At 75.5% G+C, this 18,790-nt stretch carries 11 protein-coding genes; 3 read left to right on the forward strand and 8 right to left on the reverse strand.

From position 1 onward, the window contains the following. Positions 1 to 44: 44 nt before the first annotated feature. Positions 45 to 2,699, reverse strand: coding sequence for an MXAN_6230/SCO0854 family RING domain-containing protein (locus AB0P35_RS06450; RefSeq protein ID WP_363507283.1), 2,655 nt, complete (start codon positions 2,697 to 2,699; stop codon positions 45 to 47). 360 nt (positions 2,700 to 3,059) lie between these two features. Here AB0P35_RS06450 and AB0P35_RS06455 point away from each other — a divergent pair, with 360 nt between their 5' ends. From AB0P35_RS06455 to AB0P35_RS06465, 3 genes are read left to right on the forward strand one after another with little or no spacing between them, the layout of a single operon-like run. Beyond that, positions 3,060 to 3,731: a DUF4097 family beta strand repeat-containing protein gene (locus AB0P35_RS06455; protein ID WP_363507384.1), complete on the forward strand. Its 672-nt coding sequence runs from the start codon at positions 3,060 to 3,062 to the stop codon at positions 3,729 to 3,731. A gap of 31 nt (positions 3,732 to 3,762) precedes the next feature. Beyond that, a complete protein-coding gene (locus tag AB0P35_RS06460) occupies positions 3,763 to 4,734 on the forward strand; it encodes an ATP-binding cassette domain-containing protein (RefSeq protein WP_363507286.1) in 972 nt (323 codons plus the stop codon). Then, positions 4,731 to 5,507 (forward strand): ABC transporter permease, encoded by a 777-nt coding sequence (locus AB0P35_RS06465; RefSeq protein WP_363507289.1) that lies wholly within the window; start codon positions 4,731 to 4,733, stop codon positions 5,505 to 5,507. Before AB0P35_RS06460 ends, AB0P35_RS06465 begins: the two co-directional genes overlap by 4 nt. A 117-nt stretch (positions 5,508 to 5,624) precedes the next feature. On the opposite strand, the gene AB0P35_RS06470 is transcribed toward AB0P35_RS06465, so the two are convergent. From AB0P35_RS06470 to AB0P35_RS06500, 7 genes are all read right to left on the reverse strand, one after another. After that, positions 5,625 to 6,491: an ABC transporter permease gene (locus tag AB0P35_RS06470; RefSeq protein ID WP_363507292.1), complete on the reverse strand. Its 867-nt coding sequence runs from the start codon at positions 6,489 to 6,491 to the stop codon at positions 5,625 to 5,627. After that, a complete protein-coding gene (locus tag AB0P35_RS06475; protein ID WP_363507295.1) occupies positions 6,488 to 9,286 on the reverse strand; it encodes an alpha/beta fold hydrolase in 2,799 nt (932 codons plus the stop codon). Before AB0P35_RS06475 ends, AB0P35_RS06470 begins: the two co-directional genes overlap by 4 nt. A 161-nt stretch (positions 9,287 to 9,447) precedes the next feature. Continuing rightward, positions 9,448 to 9,804: a hypothetical protein gene (locus tag AB0P35_RS06480; protein WP_363507298.1), complete on the reverse strand. Its 357-nt coding sequence runs from the start codon at positions 9,802 to 9,804 to the stop codon at positions 9,448 to 9,450. 297 nt (positions 9,805 to 10,101) lie between these two features. Then, entirely contained in the window at positions 10,102 to 11,388 is a 1,287-nt protein-coding gene (locus AB0P35_RS06485; protein ID WP_363507301.1) for an SUKH-4 family immunity protein, read from the reverse strand. A gap of 57 nt (positions 11,389 to 11,445) precedes the next feature. Further along, on the reverse strand, positions 11,446 to 13,239 hold the full coding sequence (locus tag AB0P35_RS06490; RefSeq protein WP_363507304.1) for an ATP-binding protein: 1,794 nt from the start codon (positions 13,237 to 13,239) through the stop codon (positions 11,446 to 11,448). A gap of 101 nt (positions 13,240 to 13,340) precedes the next feature. Beyond that, the gene (locus AB0P35_RS06495; protein WP_363507307.1) at positions 13,341 to 15,227 is read right to left on the reverse strand and encodes a hypothetical protein; all 1,887 of its coding nucleotides are present in this window, start codon (positions 15,225 to 15,227) and stop codon (positions 13,341 to 13,343) included. Positions 15,228 to 15,265: 38 nt separating this feature from the next. After that, the gene (locus AB0P35_RS06500) at positions 15,266 to 18,250 is read right to left on the reverse strand and encodes a toxin glutamine deamidase domain-containing protein (RefSeq protein WP_363507310.1); all 2,985 of its coding nucleotides are present in this window, start codon (positions 18,248 to 18,250) and stop codon (positions 15,266 to 15,268) included. Positions 18,251 to 18,790: the final 540 nt, after the last annotated feature.

Below are 18,790 nucleotides of genomic sequence, written 5' to 3' on the forward strand. Positions count from 1 at the left end.
GCCCACGGCAGGAGAGGCCACGGGCGGGCGCCCCGGCGCTGCGGTCAGGGGGCGAAGCGGGCGAGCAGGTCGCCCGCGGTGAGGCGTTCGAGCTGTTCGGGGGCGGCGTCGAAGGGGCCCGGGTAGAGGCGGTAGGCCTCGCCGGAGAGCTTCTCGGGGGCGGGGACGTCGCCGTCGACCAGGGCGACGAACGCCCGGGTGCCGGTGAGGCGTTCGGTGGGTGTGCCGGGCCCGGCCGGGTCCGGGTCGGCGAGGGTCCGCAGGCGGGCGGCGAAGGCGGCGACGGGCTCGCCGTCCCGGCGGCGCCACCGGCGGACACCCGCACCGTCGCGGCCGCGGACCAGCACCTCGTCGGTGCCGCCGGCGGCCCGGGCGCAGGCGAGGTCCCACAGGGTGGCCCGGTTGCCCGGGGCGAAGTGGGCGAGGACGTCCCGGGAGAGCCGGCCGACCTCCTCGCTGTACCGGCGGACGCTGTGGAAGCCGCCGTCGGCACCGGTGTTGAGGTCCGTCCAGGTGTACCGGCGGTCCGCCAGGTCGACGATCATCGGGACGCAGACCTTGGCGTCGCCGACCAGGTCGAGCCGCTGCCGGACGGCCTTCGGGTCGTAGTGGCCGGCGCCGCGGTCGGCCGCCGCCAGCTGGATGAACCCGGCGAAGGCGTCGGTGAGCTGCTCGAAGGCGACGTCGTTGTAGCTGAACACGATCATCACGGCGTAGCGGGTGCCGTCGGCGGTGAGCCGGGCCAGGTCGAGGTCGACGAACTCGGTGGCGCCGTCGGGCGGCGGGGCGGAGACGAAGTCCCCGGAGTGGACGGCCGCCCGGTCGCCGTGCACCAGCGAGGTGTAGTCGCACAGGCCGGTGAACCGCCAGTCGGCGTCGTACAGGGCGACCGACAGGTCGAGGTCGACCCGCAGGTGTTCGGGCTGCATCCAGTGCAGGAAGAGCCGCAGCCGATCGCCGGCCGGGAGGCGCTGCCGGGAGCCGCGCGGCACCGAGACGAGGGTCTTGGCGGCGGCCCGCTCCGCGAAGGGGACGACCAGGTCGGCGAGGCCCTCGTCGACCAGCGCGAGGTCGAACCGCTCCCCCGTGCTGCGGCGCAGCAGTTCGGCCTCGATGGACTCGACGATCGGACGGGCGAGTTCGGCCGGCACCACGGTGGCGTGGTCCTCGCGGGCGTGGGCCAGGGAGACGGTGCCGCGCGGGAAGTACAGCCGGCGCTCGCCCTGTTCGCGCCGGCCGCGGAGCCGTCCGTAGGCGCCGAGCAGCGGGCCGGGGGCGGCGCCGCGCAGGGCCTCGGTCACGGTGCTCAGCACGTCCGCGGGCAGTGGTTCGCCGGGGGCGCCGGCGGCCTGCACCCGGAGCAGGTGGTGCAGCCGGCGGGCGAGTTCGCCGGGCCGGGCGGCCAGTGCGCGGGCCGCACCGGCGACGTCGCCGGTGGCGAGGCGGGACTCGACCCGGCCGGCGAAGCCGGTGTGGGCGAGTCTCCTGCGCCCGCCGGACTCCACCACCCGTAGTGGGTGCGGTGGTTCGGCGAGGGCGGCGCCGATCGGATGTTCGCGCAGGTCGGTCTCGCGGAGCAGGGCGAAGGCCGCGGCGACGGACGGGAAGCGGGTGCGGTACTCGTACGGGTGGAGGAGTTCGCCGGCCCGCAGCCAGGCGGAGCGGTGCCGGCGGAGGTCCTCGGCGAGCGAGGGCAGCGGCAGTCCGTCGAGGATCGCCAGCAGGTCGCGGCGGAGCGGGCGCGGCAGGTTGCGCAGCCGCAGGCGGCGGGCGGTGGCGGGCAGCAGGTCGGGTTCGGCGCCGGACCAGGACCAGAGCAGCCGCAGCACGTCGGTGGCGGTGTCGATCCGTTCGGCGAGCACCGGCAGGGCGCGGGCCGGGTCGCGGCGGAGCAGCGCGGTGAGGACGACGGCCTTGGTCTCGCGGACGGGGATCTGCGCGGGGAGGCGTTCGGCGAGGTCGTCGGGGGCGAGGGCGAGCAGGGCGGCGAGGTCCTCACGGTCCTGCGGGTCGAGCGGGGTGCGGCGGGCGAGGAGCCGGCCGAGGTCGGTGAGGGCGACGGTGAGGGTGTCGCCCTCGGCGAGACGCAGCGGGCGGAGCACCTGCTCGCCGCCGAAGTCCTCGGCGGCCTTGCGGCCCGCCGGGTTGTCCTCGCCGAGGTAGGGGTCGGCGGCGAGCTGGGTGGCGCAGAGTGGGCAGCGGTCGGCGCGGCCCTCGGTCTCAAGCCCTCGGTAGCAGCCCTCGCAGAGCAGGTGGGCGCAGGGGGCGAGGGCGCCGATGCCGGCTTCGGCGCCGGTGCGGCCGCAGTGGGCGCAGGGCTGGCGGGGCTGGTTGAGCAGGAAGGCCCGGATGCTGCGGGAGTACAGGATGTGCGCGTGGTCGGGCACCGCGTCCGGGAACCGGTGGAAGAGCGTGCGGTGCCGGCGGTCCGCGCCGAGTCGGTGGTCGATCCGGACGAGCAGTCCGTCGCCGAGGGCGGCGAGCGCGCCGGGTGTCAGCCGGGCGAGGGCGGCGCGCAGCCCTGCGGTGAGCAGGTGGCCGCGTTGCGCGAGGTCGGCGTCCAGGGCGACCAGGCCGGCGGTGCTCCAGGGGTCCGCGGTGGGGAGGAGGCCGCCGGTGGGGACGCAGACGACGCCGCGCCGGCGGAGCAGGAACGAATCGAGGTCGACGTCGACGGTGGCCGAGGCGACTCGGGTCATACGGAGAATCCCCCGAGGGATGCGAAGGCAGAAGAAGAAGGGGGCGGAGAGGGGGCGCGCTGGTTCTTTTCGAGGAGGAAGGAGAAGGAAGCACGCCGCGGAGCCGCCCGCATCCGCGACCCTAGTGCAGCCCGCGCCGGGCCCGCCAGCGATTAACCGGTCGGCGTCCCGCATAGCGTTCACTCTCCTCCATTGCAACGCATCTGACCGGTCGTCATTGCATTCAATTCAGAGTCGTTGCAATGATTTACCGTCACCTACCTGCGCTGATGCCATCTTTGAGCAACGCATGCGTTGCAGGATTGATGAATGCAACGTAGCGTTTCCATCATCGGAAACAGCGAGTCCAAGGAGAGCACCATGCAGAAGTTCGACATCCCCGCCCCGGTCTCGGCCGTCCTCGACATCCCCGCGGGACGCGTCCGGTTCATCGCGGCCGACCGGGCCGACACCGCGGTCGAGGTCCTGCCCGCGGACGCCTCGAAGAGCCGCGACGTGAAGGCGGCGGAGCAGATCGAGGTCGCCCTCCGCGACGGTGTGCTGCGGATCTGGGCCCCGGCGGCGAAGAACCGGATCCTCGGCAACTCCGGGGCCGTCGAGGTGACCGTCCACCTGCCCGCCGGCTCCCGCGTCGAGGCGAAGGCGGCCGCCGGGGAGATCCGCGGCGTCGGACGGCTCGGTGACGTGGCCGTCGAGGTCGCGCAGGGCCCGGTCGAGATCGACGAGGCCGCGACCGCCTGCCTCACCGTCCTCGCCGGCGACGTCTCCGTCGGCCGCCTCACCGGCTCCGCGGAGATCACCACCCAGAAGGGCGACATCCGCATCGCCGAGGCCGTGGCCGGCACCGTCGTCCTGCGCACCGAGTCCGGCGACATCGCGGTCGGCGCCGCCCGCGGAACCTCCGCCGCTCTGGACGCCGGCACCGGCTACGGCCGCATCCACAACGCGCTCCGGAACACCGACGGCGCCGACGCCGACCTGACGGTCCGTGCGACCACCGCCCACGGCGACATCACCGCCCGCAGCCTCTGACCGCCCACCACCTCTGCAGAGGAGCATCCTCATGACCGACCTGGCCATCGCGGCGAACGGCCTGTGCAAGTCCTACGGTGACAAGACCGTCCTCGACGGCATCGACCTGCGCATCCCGGCCGGATCCGTGTTCGCGCTGCTCGGCCCGAACGGCGCCGGCAAGACCACCACCGTGCAGATCCTCTCCACCCTCATCACCGCCGACGCCGGACAGGCCCGGATCGCCGGCCACGACCTCACCACCCACCCACAGGCCGTACGCGCCGCGATCGGCGTCACCGGACAGTTCTCCGCCGTCGACGGCCTGATCACCGGCGAGGAGAACATGCTCCTCATGGCCGACCTGCACCACCTGCCCAAGCCCGAGGGCCGCCGCATCGCCACCGAACTCCTGCAACGCTTCGACCTGGCGGACGCCGCCCGCAAGCCCGCCGCCACCTACTCCGGCGGCATGAAACGCCGCCTCGACATCGCCATGACCCTGGTCGGCAACCCCCGCATCATCTTCCTCGACGAACCCACCACCGGCCTCGACCCCCGCTCCCGCCACACCATGTGGCGCATCATCCGCGACCTCGTCACCAGCGGCACCACCGTCCTCCTCACCACCCAATACCTGGAAGAGGCCGACCAACTCGCCGACCGCATCGCCGTCCTCAACAACGGCAAGATCGCCGCCGAAGGCACCCCCGACGAACTCAAACGACTCATCCCCGGCGGACACATCCGACTCCGCTTCACCGACCCCACCGCCTACCGCAACGCCACCACCGCCCTACCCGACGCCACCCGCAACGACGAAGCCCTCACCCTGCACATCCCCAACAACGGCAGCCAGCACGAACTGCGCACCGTCCTCAACCACCTGGACACCACCGGCATCCACGCCGACGAACTCACCCTCCACACCCCCGACCTCGACGACGTCTTCTTCGCCCTCACCGGCGGCACCGACATCCCCCACCAGCCGAAGTCGAACCAGCCCAAGGAGACCGCCCGATGAGCACCATCACCCTCGCCGCCCGCGACTCCACCACGATGCTGCGCCGCAACCTCTTGCACGCCCGCCGCTACCCCTCCCTCACCCTCAACCTGCTCCTCACCCCGGTCATGCTGCTCCTGCTCTTCGTCTACATCTTCGGCAACACCATGAGCGGCGGCGCCGGCCGCGACGCCTACATCGCCTACCTCGTCCCCGGCATCCTCCTGATGACCATCGGCTCCACCACCATCGGCACCGCCGTCTCCGTCTCCAACGACATGACCGAAGGCATCATCGCCCGCTTCCGCACCATGGCCATCCACCGCCCCTCCGTCCTCATCGGACACGTCCTCGGCAGCGTCATCCAAGCCGTCCTCAGCGTCATCCTCGTCGGCGCCGTCGGCCTCGCCATCGGCTTCCGCTCCACCGACGCCACCGCCCTGGAATGGCTCGCCGCCCTCGGCCTGCTCGTACTCTTCGCCCTCGCCCTCACCTGGATCGCCGTCGGCATGGGCCTGGTCAGCCCCAACGCCGAAGCCGCCAGCAACAACGCCATGCCACTGATCCTGCTCCCGCTGCTGTCCAGCGCCTTCGTCCCCCTGCACTCCATGCCCGGCTGGTTCCAGCCCATCGCCCAGTACCAGCCCTTCACCCCCGCCATCGAAACCCTCCGCGGCCTGCTCCTCGGCACCGCCATCGGCAACAACGGCTGGATCACCATCGCCTGGTGCCTCGCCCTCACCGCCCTCGGCTACCGCTGGTCCACCACCACCTTCAACCGCGACCCCAAGTAGCCGCCGTGACGACGCGGGCCGTCCCCGCAACCCGTCCCGCCCGGGGGCGGCGCACACCGACAGCAGGTCGGAGTGCGCCGCCCCCGTTCGCGTGCGGTTCCGGGGCCCGGCGGGGTGTCAGGAGACGACGTCCTTGCGGGCGAAGCCCCGGAAGGCGAGGGCGAGGAACACGATCGCGTAGGAGACGGAGAGGGAGACGCCCTGGATCATGCCGCCCCATTCGAGCCGGGGTTGCAGGGCGTCGGCCCAGGCGTACTGCCAGTGCGCGGGGAGCCACTCGCGGAGGTCGCCGAGAGCGGTGACGGCGTCGAGCACGCCGGTGATGATGGAGAGGAAGACGGCGCCGCCGACCGCGCCGAGCGGGGCGTCGGTGGCGGTGGAGAGCCAGAACGCGAGGGCGGCGACGACGAGTTCGGCAAGGATGATGTAGCCGACGGCGAGGCCGAGCCGGGGCAGGGCGGTGGCGGCGGGCAGGCTGGTGCCGGTGGGCAGTTCGAGGTCGCCCCAGCCGTAGGCGGCGGTGCCGACGGCCAGCCCGACCAGCGGCAGCAGCACGATCGCCGCCGCGGAGAACGCCAGCCCGACGGTGAACTTGCGGGCGAGCAGCCGGGCCCGGGGCACCGGCGCGGCCAGCAGGTAGCGCAGCGAGGACCAGCCTGCCTCGGAGGCGACGGTGTCGCCGCAGAACAGCGCGACCGGGATGACCAGCAGGAAACCGGTGCCCATGAAGAGCAGGGTGGCGGCGAAGTTGGGCCCTGAGGCGGTGGCGAGCTCGATGAAGGTGGTACGGCCCGGCCGGTCGGGGGTGCCGCCGATCTGGAAGGCGGCGAGGATGACGAACGGCAGGGCGGCGAGCAGCCCGCCGATCACCAGGGTGCGGCGGCGACGGAGTTGGCGCATCGCCTCGACCCGCAGCGGCAGGGTGCGCCGCGCAGAGTAGCCGGCGGCGGCGGGCGCGGCGGGGCCGGTCGCGGTACTGCTCATGCCGGGCCTCCGATCAGGGAGAGGAAGGCGTCCTCCAGGCGGCGGTGCGGGCCGACGCCCGTCACCGGCACCTCCAGGCGGACGAGTTCGACGACGAGGCGGGCTGCGCTGCCGTCGGCGTCGAGCCGGACGAGCAGGCCGCCGTCGACCGGGTCGGCGGAGACGATGCCGTCCAGGGCGGCGACCTTGCCGGCCGCCGCCGCGAGGTCCTCGGGGCCGTACCCGGGCTCGGTGCCGACGAGCACCTGCTCGCCCGCGCCGACGATCTCGCCGACCGGCCCGGCGCTGACCAGCCGGCCGCGGTCCATGACGACGAGGTGGGTGCAGCTCTGCTCGACCTCGGACAGCAGGTGGCTGGAGACGATGACGGTGCGGCCGTCGGCCGCGTACCGGATCATCACCTCCCGCATCTCGCGGATCTGCGGCGGGTCGAGGCCGTTGGTGGGCTCGTCGAGGATGAGCAGGTCGGGCAGGCCCAGCATGGCCTGGGCGATGGCGAGGCGCTGGCGCATGCCCTGGGAGTAGGTGCGCACCGCCCGGTCGAGGGCCTCGCCGAGGTCGGCGATGGCGAGTGCCTCGTCGAGGTGGGCGTCCTCGGCGGGGCGGCCGGTGGCCTGCCAGTACAGCTGCAGGTTGGCGCGGCCGCTGAGGTGCGGCAGGAAGCCTGCGCCCTCGACGAAGGCGCCGACCCGGGAGAGCACCGGGCTGCCGGCCCGCACCGCGTGCCCGAAGATCCGGATCTCGCCCTCGTCGGGCCGGATCAGACCCATCAGCATGCGCAGGGTGGTGGTCTTGCCGGCGCCGTTCGGGCCGAGCAGGCCGAGCACCTGGCCCTGTTCGGCGCGGAAGGACAGCTCGCGGACGGCGTACCGGTCGGCGGCGCCCTTGTAGCGCTTGCTCAGGCCGGTGATCTGCAGCGGCACCTCGGCGAGCGCCGGGTCGGCCGGCAGCTGGGGGCGGCGACGGCGGCGCAGCAGGAGCATCGCGGCCGCGGCGACGACGGCGAGCAGCGGCAGCGCCCAGACCCGGGCGGGCAGCGGCGCGGCCTCGGTGTGCAGGCCGGCGACGGTGGGGGCTGCGAGCGGCCCGGCGACGGCGACCGTGTAGGTGGCGGGCTGCACCGGGGAGGCGTACGCGAGGTCGGTGGAGGCGAGGACGAGCCGCAGCCGGTGCCCGGCCGGGAAGGAGTGGTCCACGGCGGGCAGCGCGACCTCGACGGTGCGGCCGCCGGGCGCGTCGGCGCCGGTGACCCGCAGCGGGGCGACGAGCTGCTGCGGCAGGGTCTGCTTGCCGTCCGGGCCGAGGTCGTAGAGCTTGGCGAAGAGCACCGCGTCGGGCCGGTCGGCGTGCACGGTGACGGAGACCCGGGCCTGGCCGGTGAGGTCGAGCGGGGCGGTCAGCGGGGCGGAGTCGAAGGCCGCGTACTGGCCGGGGAAGTCGAGGGAGAGGCCGCTGCCGAGGGCGGCGGCCTGGGAGAGCGCGCCGATGCCGGGGACGGTGGAGATGTTCGGCGGGGCGCCGCCGGGCGGGTTGGCGACGGCCTGCGCGCGGCCGGCGAGTTCCATGCTGCGGGTGGCGGTGCCGCCGAGGCCCGGGTACGCGTCGGCGTCGGCGCCGCGCAGCACGGCCTGGAAGCCGGTGGAGTCGACGCCGCCGGTGCGGGTGACCCGGAAGGCGGGGCCGGTGTCGGTGGGCTTGCCGGCCAGGTGGTGGTCGAACCAGGCGGTGACCCGGGCGTCGGTGCGCTCGCTGCCCTCGGTGCCGCCGTCGTGCCCGCCGGCGAACCAGTCGACGGAGACCGGCGCGCCGTTGGCCGCGACGGCCCGGGCGGTCCGGTCGCCCTGGTCGAGCGGGAAGAGCGAGTCCTGCTGGCCCTGGACGACCAGGGTCGGCACCTTGATCCGGTCGGCGACCGAGGACGGGCTGGACTTCTGCAGCACGGCGACGGCCTCGGCGTCGGGCCGGCCGGCCGTGGCGACCCGGTTGTACATGGCGCAGAGCTCGTCGAGGAAGCGGCCGCAGCCGACCTGGCCCTGCCGGCTGTCCTGCTGGCCGTCCTGCGGGCCCCCGGCCGTACCGGGGCCGGCCCCGCCGGAGCCGGCCGCGGGTGCGCCGCCGGTGGGGGCGCCGGCCGAGCCGGTGGTGAAGAACAGCCCGGCCCAGAGCTTCTTGAAGACGCCGTCGGCGGCCGTGGAGCCCTGCGCGGCCTGCGGGAAGAGCGCGTCGGCGAGGTTCCACCAGGTGATGCCGGCGGCGACGGCGTCGATCCGCGGGTCGTAGGCGGCGCCGAGCAGGGCGGCGCCGCCGCCGTAGGACGCGCCGGTGATGCCCACCCGGGGGTCGCCGGCCTTGTCGAGCCGCACCTCGGGCCGCTGCGCGAGCCAGTCGACCAGGTGGACGACGTCCTGGATCTCGCGGTCCGGCGCGTCCAGGCCGATCCGGCCGCCGGAGTGGCCGAAGCCGCGGGCGGACCAGGTCAGGACGGCGTAGCCGGACCGGGCGAGCTGCCGGGCCCGGTCGCGTTCGCCCTCCTTGGAGCCGCCGAAGCCGTGCGCGAGCAGGATCGCCGGACGTGGGGAGGTGCCGGTGGTGAAGAACGAGGTGTCGATGCGGACGGTCTCGCCGCTGCCCGGTGTCTCGGGCATGGCGAGGAAGCGGTCCTCCTGGCGCACCTCGGGCCCGGAACCGCCGGCGGCGGTGCCGATCGCCCCCACGACGACCAGCACCGCCGCAACCACCCATGCCACCAGCGCTCGCCGTCCCAGCCGGCGGCGCCGGGCCCACCCGAACCCCATGGCCACCGACCCTAGCCCCGGTCGGGGTAGGGAGCCCGTAAAGGGCGCGATCACGTCAGCCGCGCCGGTCGTTCGGGTGCGGCCCGGGCGGCCACGGCGCGGCCCCGGCGCGGGCCCGGCGCGGCCACGGCACGGTCCCGGCGGTCGGCCTGCACGGGCGGTCAGGCGACGCGGACCGCCATGAGCAGGCCGGTCGACCAGGCGAGGCGGACCGTCCGGAAGTCCTTGCGGTCCGTCAGGTGGTCGACGAGCCGGCGGACGGCCGCGGCGTGCTCGGCCGGCCAGGCCGGCAGCGGCAGCAGGTCGTCGATCAGGTAGCCGCCGCCGGGGGCGACCAGCTCCAGGGCCCGCTCCAGGTGGGTGAACTTGCCGGGCCAGGTGTCCGCGAAGACCAGGTCGAACGGCTCGCCGCGGTACTGCTCCAGCCAGACCCCGCCGTCGGCGGCGACGAACTCGACCCGCGGGTCGTCCGCCAGCTCGGTCCGGGCGAGGGCCTGGACGGCGCCGTCCAGCTCCACGCTGCTCAGCGGCCTCGTCCATGCCGCTGAGCAGCCAGGCCGTGCCCTCGCCGACCCCGGTGCCGAGCTCAAGGATCCGCCCGCCGGGCCGTCCGGCGGCGAGCGCCGCGAGCAGGGCGCCCGTCCGCTCCTCACAGGACATGGTGAAACCGTGCGCGGCCGCCGCGGCCCGCAACACGGCGACGGCGGGCGGCAGTTGTATGGGTGTGTCGTCCATCGGGCCAGTCTGCCGCCGCCGCTCCGGGCGGCGCAGCCGGATTCCCGGAACGCCGTGAACGCCTCGGCCGGGCGGCAGGGTCAGAGCAGGCCGTCCCACATCTGCTCGACGACGACGGCCCACCAGTTCTCCGGGTCCTGGAAGACGGTGGGATCGAGGGCGGCGAGCTGCCGTTGGAAGGCGTCGGTGGCGTCGGCGGCCGCGTACGGGTCGAGCCCGAGGCGGGTGGGGCGGTGGGCGGCCAGGAGGGCGAGGCAGCGCAGGTAGGACGGCAGGTCGCGGTTGAGGTAGCGGCCGGTGCCGTTGTCCGGGTCGACCGCCCAGACCCGGCCGGCGCCCTCGTCTCCGGCGCACTGCACGCCGATCAGGGCGTGGCCGTCGGTGCCGAGCACCACGTACGCGGCGAGGACGGCCAGGGTGGCCTCGGGGACGCGGGTGCCGCGGCCGGCGGCGGCGAGGTGCGCGGCGACGTCCGGCAGGCCGGCCAGCACCTCGAAGAAGCCGTCGACGCGGGTGGGCAGGCCGGCCCAGACCAGGGTGGCGCGGGCGGCGTCCGGCAGCGGGGTGGCGGCGGTGTCGTCGGCGTCGAAGCGGTGCACGCCGTCCGGCCCGAACTGCTCGCCGAGGCGGCGGCCGAGGGCGGCGTCCCGCTCCGGCTCGGCGGCCGCCACCCCGCGCGGGAACGGCACCCGGTTGGGCCGCGGCGGCAGCGGGCGGCCGGCCTCGCCGAACACCTTCTCGGTGGCGTCGGTCAGGGCGCGGACGCCCGCCGCGCGGCGGCCGAAGCGCGGGCCGTAGTCGTGGCCGTAGGAGAAGGAGGCGACGGGCAGTTCGGCGAGCAGGGTGGCGGCGCAGTAGCCGCCGGGGAGTTCGCAGGGGCGCAGGTCGGTGTGGACGGCGAGGACGTCCTCGGGCCGCACGCCCTGCTGCTGCAGGGTCCGCCAGGCCTGCACCTCGGGGTGCGCGGCTCCGGGGCCGGACATCTGGAACAGGGTCTGCTCCGCGCCGTCCGCGTCGCGGTAGGTGAGCACGGCGGTGGCACCGGGGCCGGTCACCGGCCGCCGGTCGGGGTCGAAGGTACCGGCACCCAGCTTGTCCCGGTAGAGCTGCACGACCTCCTCGACCGGCACCGAGGGCCAGGTGGTGAGCTCGCCGGTCTCCCGGTCGACGACGGCGCAGGCCGAGCCGATGTCGGCGGGGGCCCGTCGCTCGCCCTCTCCCGCGTCCGTCCCGGCCGGCTCGGGTTCCGCCCACAGCACCCAGCCGAGGTCGAACTCGTGCAGGGCGATCCGCTGCCGCCGGTCCTCGGGCCGGTCGCCGTTGAGCCACCGCTCGGCGGCCTCGATCGCCTGCTCACGGGTCGTCACGCGCTGCTCTCCTTCGGAGGGAGGGAAGGGGTCCACAGTAGTCGTCGGCGGGCCGGGTCAGGCCGTCGCGGGCAGGGCCGGTTGCAGCGCCGCGACGCCGTGGGCGTCGGCGAGCAGCAGCAGGCCGTCCGGGGTGAGGTCCGCGCCGCCGAGCGGACCGGCGGAGAGGAACGCCGCGAGCGGGCCGCCGTCCTCGCGCGGCCAGATCCGCACGTAGTCGCCGCCCACGGCGAGGCGGACCGGGCAGGCCTCCCGCTGCTCGTCCGTGGGGCGGTCCAACTGCTGCGGGTCGACGGCCACGGGCTCGCCGGTCCGGGCGTCGAAGGTGTGCAGGGCCGGCCCGTCGCCGGGGGTGAAGGCGGCCAGCACGGCGGAGCCGTCCGGCGCGGTCGCGGCGGTGACGGCGGTGACGGCGGGCAGCGGCCGGGTCCACAGGGTGCGCCACGGAAGGGCGAGGCCGAAGTCGGGGACGGGCAGGCCGTCCTGGCGGCAGGCGTGTTCGAGCAGCCCGGCCCGCAGCCCGGGGCCGGCCTCGTGGCGGGTGAACAGCGGAGCCAGCCGGAGCCAGCTGCGTGCGATCGGCGGCAGCTCCGTACCCGCGGCGACGAGGTGTTCGACGGCGGCACGCAGCCGGACCTGTTCGGCGTGCACCAGGAAGCCGGGGTCGGCCAGCAGCTCGGGCAGCAGGCCGCCCTCCAGGGCGTGGCCGGTCAGCTGCTCGCGCACGTACGGCACGGCCTGCGCCCATCGGCCGGGGCCGGTGCCCGGCACGGTGGCCGTCAGGGCGTTGGCGATCCGGCGCTGTCCCTCCCGGAGCGCGCCGCTGAACCGCTCGCGCAGTTCCTCGGCGATCGCGGGGTGCGCGATCCGCACCGCCGGGGCGGCGTCCTCCCCGGCGAGTTCGAAGAACGGCATCAGCAGGTGTCGGCCGCCCGCGAGCGCCGGCCCCAGGTCCTTGCCGGCGACGGCCGAGGCGAGCGGCGCCCACAGCTCCAGCGGCAGCGGCTCGCCGGGCCCGGCCAGGGCGAGCGGGGCGAGCAGCCGGCGCAGGGTCAACTCGTCGGCCCCGCAGCGTTCGGCGTGCAGGTCGAGGGCGTCGCCGATGCCGTGCGGCAGCGGCACGCCGCCCTCCGGGACGGACTGTGCCGACCGGGCGGCCAGCCGCACCACCAGGGGGCCCGCCGCCGCCTGTGCCAGCCGCTCGGCCGCGGCGGGGTCGGGCAGGGCGGTCTCGGCCTGCAGCCGCAGACCGGCCGGGTCCGCCCAGGGATCCTCGTCCAGGTCGACGACCAGGACCTCGGCCGCGGGCAGCTGCTCGGCCAGCCGGCGCGCCTGTGCCCGGGACACGTCGGCGAGCAGGCGCACCCCGGGCGCGGTGGCGAGCGGGAGCAGGACCTCGACCGCGACCCGGGCCGGCTCGTCCGGTGCCCGCAGCACCCCGGCCCGGTCGGCGTCCGCGACGACCACCGCGGGGAGGTCCTCGCGTGGCTGCGCCAGTCGGAGCCGGACCTCCTCGACCCGGTCCGCGCCGGGGACGAGCTCGTCCGCGACCGACCACAGCAGCTGATCGGCGGTCAGGCCGGTCGCGTCGAAGACGAGCGGTGCGGGCAGGTCGCCCGGTGGGACGGTGGACGGATCCAGTGCGGCCGTGTCGATCCGCTTGCGGTACTCCGGGTCGGCGACCATCAGGAAGCCCGTCAGCAGGCGGGTGCGACCGCTGCCGCCGCTGCCGGTGACCAGCACCGTGCGGGGCGCGCCGTCGGCACCGGACCGCCAGGCCGCCAGGGCCCGCAGGGCGGCGGCCCGGCCGCCGATGTGCGGGTGGGGCTGATAGGTCGTCGGGTCGGTCACGTCTCTGTTCTCCGGTCTGGAACGGGTTCGGGTCCGGTGCGGAGCAAGGGGTGGGTCAGGGTTCCGAGCAGGGGCCGGGTGCCGTGCGATGCGTCACCCAGTCACTTCTCGTCACCCCACAGCCCGCGGTCGAGTTCGTGCTGCTCGTGCAGGAGCGGGTACCAGCAGCCCTCGGCCGCTTCGGCGTCCAGGGTGCCCAGCCAGCGGTCGGTCTGCGCGGCCGCGTACCGCCGGTTGACCTGGCGGACGGTGCGGCCCGGTTCGCAGACCAGGCGCAGCATGGCGAAGAACACCGGCAGCGAGTCGGCGGCGTGCGCGGTGTCCCCGTCGAAGTCCTCCAGCAGCACCTCGCCGCCGGAGCCGTCCAGCAGGAGGTCACCGCCCAGCCACTGGCCGATCCGGTACAGGTGGCGGGAGCCGCCGTCCTCGGTCTCCTCCACGTCCCACTCCTCCAGGCCCTCCTCGGGGAGGTGCCCGGTCCACAGGGTGCCCCGGCCGGCCGCCAGCGGTACGCCGACCCGGCTCAGGAACTCCCGTGCGCGGGTGTCCACCAGGCCGTCCGGGAGTTCGTCGGCGTCGGGCCGCCAGAACCCGGAGAACGGTGCGGCCAGCCAGTCGGCGGTGGGTGCGGCGGCCTCGGCGGGCAGCTCGCGCAGCGCCTCGGCGGTGAGCAGTTCGACGAACGGCTCGGTGGCCCAGCCGGGCGCCTCCTCGTCGACCGGGGCGAGCAGTTCGACGCGGAACACGCCGTCGGCCCCGGCCAGGACGAGGTCGCCGCCGCTGCGGAAACCCCCGGTGACCTCGAACGGGAACCGCGGCGCGGCCGGCCGCCCGGCGGCGCGTAGCCGGCCGTCGGACCAGCTCAACCGTTCCCCGGCACTGTCCGCGGCGGCCACCGGCGGGGCGTCGGACGCCTCGGCGGTCCGCCGGTACGGGCCGCCGAGCAGTCCGCCGTCGGTGTGGTCGAAGACGTACTCGGTGCGGGCCGGCACGATGCCGACGTCGACGTCCTCGTCCGGCACGTCCAGGTCCCGGGTCACCACGACCGCCCGGCCGTCCAGCAGTGCCGGACGGGCGGCCTCGACCGGGCCGGGAAGCGGACGGGTCGTCGCGGACCGGCCGGCCGGCAGCCAGCGGCCCCACACGGTGCGCCAGGGCAGCGGCGTTCCGGCCTCGGCGGCGGCCTCCGCCAGTCCGGCCGCGAGGGCGTCGGCGCCCTGGCAGACCAGGCGGTGGTGCAGCGCGGCCAGCCACTCGCCGTGCTCGGCGGGAGCGGGGCGCACCCCGAGCTGGTCGAGGTAGTGGACGTCCGCCGCGAGCGAGTTGTGCGGGACGCCGTCCGGCCAGGCGAGCGGCAGCGCGTCCACCAGCTCCGCCCGCGGGGCCGCGGCGAGGAATCCGGGCCGGCCGATCAGCTCGGGCAGGTCCCGCGGGTCGAAGCTGCGCGCGGCCCGCGGGTCGACCGGGTCGATCGGATCGGCCGGCCGGTCCGCGGCCGGCGGCAGCTCCACCACGGCGGTCGAGGACGGCCGGGTCACCCGCAGCGCGGCGTCCGCCTCCACCGCGGCCCAGGCCACCGGCCCGCGGTCGACGAGGTGCCGGACCACGTGGTCCAGGACGGCCTGCGGAGCCGCGGACCCCCGGAACTCGCCGGCCAGGTGGGCGTCCAGCAGCACCACACCGGTCACGGGGGCCGCCCGGCGGACCAGCTCGCGGAAGGTGCCGCGCGGCCGGGCGTCCGCCGGTTCGACGCCGAGCGCCCGCAGCGCGGACTCGGCCACCGCGTCGACGCTCCGGCCCGCGCAGTCGACGGTCACCACGCCGGGCAGCCCGGACAGCGCCTCCCGCAGCACGGAGCTACGGCCCGCGCCGCGATCGCCGCGCAGCAGCAGGACCCGCCCGCGCGGCCCGTCGGCCGCCCACTCCCGCACGGTGCGCTCCGCCGCCGCGCGGTCCTCGGGATACGTGGTGTCGCCTGTCGTCGTCACAGCCGTCTTCCTCGGTGTCCGTCCTGCCCCTGGCGTCGTCAGAGCTGGCCGGCCTGCGCCATACGGGCCCAGATCGTCCCCAGCCGGTTGAGGTCCCGCTGTGCGTCCTCGGTCATGTTGCCCAGGCTCTCCGCGCTGTCGCCGTCACCGGTCTGCTCGCCCTTCCGGTAGCCCACACCGTAGTCGATCGGCACTCCGGGCAGCCGCTCCGAGATGTAGCGCGAGCAGCCCGCGTGGCCCGGCTTGTTGCCGCACGGTTCGCGTTCCGTGTACAGGCTGGCGATGGTGTAGTTCCCGGTGTTCTGCCGCTCGTTGAGCCGGTCGATCCAGCGGCCGAGGTGCGGTTCGGAGTGCTCGGGGCGGCGCTCCGCACTGTTGGCCGGGATCGAACTGTCCACCACGTACCGCGTCTTCCCCTCGCTGTCGACCACCTCGATCACCGCGAAGTTCTTGCCCGAGAAGTCCGGCCTGTGGTCGCCCCGGCCCGGCCCGGCGGCGAGCGCGTACACGGCGTCCCGGTCGCCGAACCGGCCGTCCGCGACGAGGTGTTCGCGCACCAGGTGGGCCGGCGCCGGCGCGTCGGTGCCGGACGGCGGACCGGCCGTCCGGAAGTCCTGGCTCGCGTGGTACGCCACACCGCGCGAGATCTCGTCGGACTGCGCCGCCCCGTCGTCCTTGTGCTTCTTGCGCTCCCGCGCCGTCATGTGGCTGCGGTCGACGCTGTCGTCGTTCACGTACGGGTCGGACACCCGCTCCGGGCTGGCACCGACGGCGTGCGCCTCGTGGAAGCCGAGGCTGAGCCGGCCCATCGCGGCCACGACGGCGCCCTGCTCACCGCGCGACAGGTCCGCGAAGCCGGGCAGGCGGTGGGTCAGCTCGTTCTTGTCGAAGCCCAGTTGCGGCGGGTTGCCGTGCGCCCGCTGCGCCGCCTCGTCGAGCACGCCGGCGAGCGTGCCGTCGTCGATGTGGCCTTCCAGGAACTGGTGCGCCACCTCCGTGTTGGTCTGGGTGACCTCGTTGGTGGTGCGGGTGTTCTGCTGCGTCTTGTCCGGCAGCATGTCGTAGTGCTTCTGGTCGGCACCCTGCTGCTGGTCGTACTCGGCGGAGCCCTTCGAGCGGCGCTCGGCCTCGCCCTCCGAACCGCTGTCCGGGTCGTGGTCGGCGGCCTCCCCCTCCGTCTTGGCCTTCTTCTTGGGCGGCCCGTCGGCGTGGTCGTCGGACTCCCCGTCGCCGTCCTCGCCGTGCTTCTGCTTGCCCGCGGGGTCGGCCGGGCGGCGGTCGCTGCCGGTGGAGTCGCCGCCGGGACGGGTGCCGGACTCCGAGGGGCGGTGATCGGAGTCGGCGGAGCGGTGGTCGGAGTCGGCGGGACGGTCGGACGGGATCGGCCGGCGATCCGCGTCGAGGGGGATGGCGAAGACACCGTGGTCGCCGCTGTGGAGCGGCTTGTCGCTGCGGGCGCCGGTCTGATTGTCGAGGTAGACGATCTTGCCGTTGTGGTTGACGACGTTCCAGGCGTGGGCGCGGCCGTTGGCGTCCTGGGTGACGATGACCGCCTGCGAGCCGTGGCCCTCGCGGCGGAGGGTGTCCTCCAGCCGGTTGAACGCCTGGTCACCGTTGCCCATGTCCCGGAAGGGCGCACCGAGTTGGCGTTCGGCACGGTCACGGCCGCCGTGCTCGCCGTCCGGACTGCCGTCGTCGGTGCGGGCTGCCGCCGCCGTGGGGTTGCCGCTGTACGTGTCCGCACTGGACAGCGCCACGTCCAGGCAGTTGTTGTCGCGGCCGGGCTCGCGGTGCCCGTCTCCGTTCACCGCCCCCGGCCAGTCCCCGTACGGGTCGGGGTGGCGCTGCGGGGTGCCGTCCGGGTCGCGCGGGATGCGCCGCTCCAGCTCCTGCTGGTGGTGCTCCTCGACCCGGGCCAGGCCGCCGGGCGTGTCGTACGGGCGGCTGTCGGAGAGCGGGCGCTCGTGCGGCGGGGTGTCGGTGCGGCTGTCGCCGTCGCCGTCCGGGCGGCTGTCGGTGTCCTCGGGCCGGTCCTGGCCGTCGGAGGGGTGCTTCTCGTCGGAGCCGGTGTGCTCGTCCGCGCGGCCGTCGGGGCCGTTCTCCGTACCGTGGTTCTCCGTGCCGTGGTTCTCCGGGCCGGGCTTCTCCGTGCCGTGGTTCTCCGGGTTGCGATCGGAGGCGGGGTGGTCCGGAGCCGGGCGGTCGGGGGCCGGACGCGGGTCGGCCGTGCGTGGGGTCTCCGAGCGCGGGTCGGTGGCCCGCGGGTCCGGACGGGACGGGCGGGTGGTGTCCGTGCCGGGGGTCTGCGTGGGCGTACTCGGCCGGCTGCCGAGGCCGGCGGGCCGGTCCGTGTGGTCCGGCCGGCCCGTCGCCTGGCCGGGGACGGTGGTCGGGCGCGTCGTCGACGGACCGTCACCGGAGGTGCCGGGGACGGGTCCGCCACGGTGCGGCGTGCTGCTGCCGGTCGGCGCGGCGGAGCCGGGCGTGCCGGTGCCCGGCACCGGGCCGGTGGCGAGCGGGCCGGTCGGAACGGGGCCGCCGGTGCTCTGGGGGGCCGGACCGGGCTGGCCGACGGTGGAGTCGGGTCCGGCGGTCGGGGTACGGGTCGGCGGCGCGTCGGCGACGGCGGTCGACGCGGTCTCCACGGTGGCCTCGCGGTGCGGGCCGTCCGACGGGGACGGCTGCGAGGGGGTGGGTCGGGCGTGGTCCGGCCCCGCGGACGGAACGGCGGAGGACGGGACGTGCGGGATGCCGCCGGCCGGCACGGTCCGGCCGTCGCCGCCGCTGTGGGTGCCGGGGGCCGAGTCCGGGGCGGGGGTGCTGTCCGGTGTGCGGTGCTCGGGCGCGGGTACGTGTGCGGGGCCGGAGCGGTCGTGCTGAGCGGGGATGTCCCCGCCAGGCCTGGTCGAGGCGCCGTCCGAGGCGTGCGCGGGAGCGTCCCCGCCGCGGACCGGGCCGTAGGCGGGCGTGCCGTGGTCACCGGTGTGCGAGGGCGTCGCCGAGCTGTCGTCACCGCCCCGCACCGGACCGTAGGCCGGGCCGGGACGGGAGTCGCCGGAGTGCGCCGGAGCGGGGGCCGAGTCGGGGGTGGAATGGGCCGGCGCCGGGCCGGGGCGCGAGTCGGGGGTGCCGTGCGACGGCGCGTCACCGCCACTGTGCGGAGACCCGGTGTGGGACGGCGCAGCATGGGACGGCGTATCGGCGGACGGGCTGCCCGCGGACGGGCTGCCCGCGGACGGCGAGGGTGCGGGAGCCGAGTCCGGCGTCGGGTGGCCGGAGACCGGACCAGGGCCCGGGCGGGTCGAGTCCGCACCCGACCGCTCCGAAGAGCCGTCGCCGGTGTGCGCCGGACCGTCCGCACTCTCGTGGCGTGCGGGCGCAGGACCGTCGGAGGCGGGGGTCGGCCGGCTGTCCGTACCGGTGTGCGCCGGAGACCCGGTGTCCGCACCACGCCCGTCGCCCGCCGACGGCGCAGGACCGTCGGAGGCGGGGGTCGGCCGGCTGTCCGTACCGGTGTGCGCCGGAGACCCGGTGTCCGCACCACGCCCGTCGCCCGCCGACGG

This window comes from Kitasatospora sp. NPDC085879, from assembly GCF_040686255.1.
Classification (GTDB): Bacteria; Actinomycetota; Actinomycetes; order Streptomycetales; family Streptomycetaceae; genus Kitasatospora.